Genomic DNA, 2,628 nt, shown 5'->3' on the forward strand with positions numbered 1-2,628 from the left:
CCACCGGATGGACCGGCCCCGCACCCCGGCAAGGCGGGCGAAGGCCGCGGAGAATGCGGCTAGCGGAGCGCGCCGGGAGATCGCGTCGACCCGCCGGATCGCCGGACCGAGCGGGTTGCGGAACGGCGAGCACACCGCCTGCCACACTGGGCTCGGCGCCGTGGCCGCGGCGGTGAGGTCGGACCGCGCCGGGAAGTCGGACTGCGCCGGGAAGTCGGCACGGGCCAGATAGGCGTGGTGCACGTCACCGGACAGCACGATCACGCTGGCCGGCGCCGGACCGCGTTCCCCCGCCGAGATAGACCGAAGCAGCTCCGCCATCGCGGCGAAGGAGGAGCCGAAGGCCGACCAGTGTTCGAGGTCGAGGGCTTGGCGGACCCGCTCGGCCACGGCCGCGGCCCGTCGGCCCCACCGCCCGCCCGCAATCAGCTCGCTGGCCGCCTCGACGTTGTGGATCGTCGGTGTCAGCAGGAACGGGACGGAGGTGCCGAGCAACAGGTGATCCACCTCGCCGTCGTGCAGGGTCTGTTCCCGCACCCACTCCCACTCGACGGCGTCGATCATCGCCCGCGAACCGTCGGGGGACACCACCCGTGCACACCGGGAGTCGATCACGATCAGCCGGGTCCGGCCGAGGTCCCATCGGAAACTCCATCGCACCGCCCGGCCGGCCGGTTCGCCGTGGCCCTCAGGCTGGGCACCCTCAGGCTGGGCGACGGCACGGGGACCGACCCGGCCGTCGGCCGCGGCGGTTCGCCCCGCGGTCACGTCGGGGTGGTCTGCCGCCTCGTCAGCCCGTCGGGCGAACGCGCGCAGCACCTGCTCCGCCACGCTGCCGGCCACGCTGCCGGCCACACTGTCGGCCACGTTGGCCGGGGCGGCCCCGCCCTCGGGCACTGCGGGGGTTCCCGCCTCGACCACGGCCCGGAACACCGGATCACACTCCCGGACGGCCGGGGCCAGGTTACCGAGGTGCTGGTAGAGCCAGTAGGCCATGATCCCGCCGGTGACGCGTGCGTCCCACCACGGCGCGGCCCTAATCTCCGTACGCCATGCCGCGGAGATGTTCCAGTCGTCTCGCACATCATGATCGTCAAAGATCATCGCCGTCGGGACCGTTGACAGTAACCAGCGGATGTCCGTCTGCGACCACGCCTCCTGGTACAGCCAGGTGTACTCCTCGAAGTCGGCGATCTCCTCCCCCGGCGGGACGGTGACATCCCGCCGGTCACGAATCCGCGCCGCCGTCTGCGAGGAGACATGATCGGCATAGACCTGGTCACCGAGCAGAAGCAGGACATCCGGCCAGGAGGCGGGGTCGTGCGCGGGCAGTTCCAGGGCGAGGGCGTGCAGCGCGTCCGTGCCGAGTCCACGGCTGTCCTGATCGGCGTTCAGGGTGTACGGCTGCTCCTGCGGCGCGGTCACCCGGCAGGAGCCGAAGACCAGCCGCAGGGGCCCCTCGTCCTTGACGGGACGCAGCAGGCTCGGCGGCCTGCCCGGCTCCGGCCAGACCCGCACCGCGCCGTCGGTGGGCGGCTCGGACCCGACCGCCGGCCCTCCGGGCCCGGGACCCGTCAACCACACCTCGTCCGTCAACCACACTTCGTAGGGAACCGGCTCTCCCGGCGTCAGGCCTTCGACCACGACGACTGCGTAGTGGTGCCCGGCCACCTCGAAGGTACGGGCCTGCCCAGCCGGCGGGCCGAACGTCGCACGTGCGAGTGCGCCGCGCGGGACCCGGACCTCGACATCACAAGCAGCGTCGGTCTCCATCCACAGAGTGACGCGCGTTGCCTCGGTGTGCCGGTGGATGGGGCCGAGGAGCAAACGAGTCATTCGCCCACTCTCGTCCAACGAGACGAACGCACGTCCGGCTATCGCACGGCATGGACAGCGTGTTACTTAACGACCACACTCGGCTGATCGCCTTCAGGCGACGGCGCCACGCGAGCCACTCCAGGAAGTCGGACGACAGGCTCGTCGTGTAGCGCCGTTCACGGCAGCGCGAGCGAAGATATTCTGGAGATTTTTGAGCTGGGCCTTAAAACTCGGACCTTCCTTCCTTCAGCTATGAGCCGGTCTATCCAACTGTTGCCGCACGGAGGAGGTCGAAGGTATGTCGGCTGTAGGGGTTGCGTCGGGGTGTCTGGTCGGAGTCGACCCAGGGCGGGGGGATGAATTCGGGCCGGCGATCGTGGCCGATTCGGACGATCCAGCCGTGGTGGTGGATGAGCCTATGATGATATCCACACAGCAGTACCAGATTGTCGAGTGAGGTTCTTCCACCGTCTATCCAATGACGAACGTGGTGAACTTCGCACCATGACGGCGGCCGATCACACCCCGGGAATGAACAGCAGACGTCTCGGGCGATGACGGCGCGGCGTAGGTCCGCGGGTGCGGTGCGGTGGGCCCGTCCGACGTCGAGGGGGACGCTCGCCGCATCGAAGACGACGCGGGTGACCGTGGCGTCACAGGCCAGGCGGCGCAGGACACTGGCCGGCAGAGGTTGACCCCAGCTGGTGGTGGCGGGCGTACCTCCCTGGCCGAGTAGTGCCGTCCAGGGGACGGTGACGGTGAGGTGGGGGCGCACGCCGCCGGTGACGGGCAGGGCTGCGGTGGTGAGGG

2 protein-coding genes are annotated in these 2,628 nt (G+C 69.9%); both read right to left on the reverse strand.

Annotation, left to right across the window (positions count from 1 at the left end; translation table 11 throughout):
- A partial coding sequence (locus AC08OP_RS14740) for a DUF7800 domain-containing protein (RefSeq protein ID WP_476614720.1) occupies positions 1-1,836 on the reverse strand: 1,836 nt, incomplete at its 3' end.
- Positions 1,837-2,080: 244 nt separating this feature from the next.
- Positions 2,081-2,628 (reverse strand): HNH endonuclease signature motif containing protein (locus AC08OP_RS14745; protein ID WP_476614721.1); only part of this gene is annotated, 548 nt, incomplete at its 5' end.

The sequence above is a fragment of the Frankia sp. CeRuru1 genome, from assembly GCF_977966315.1.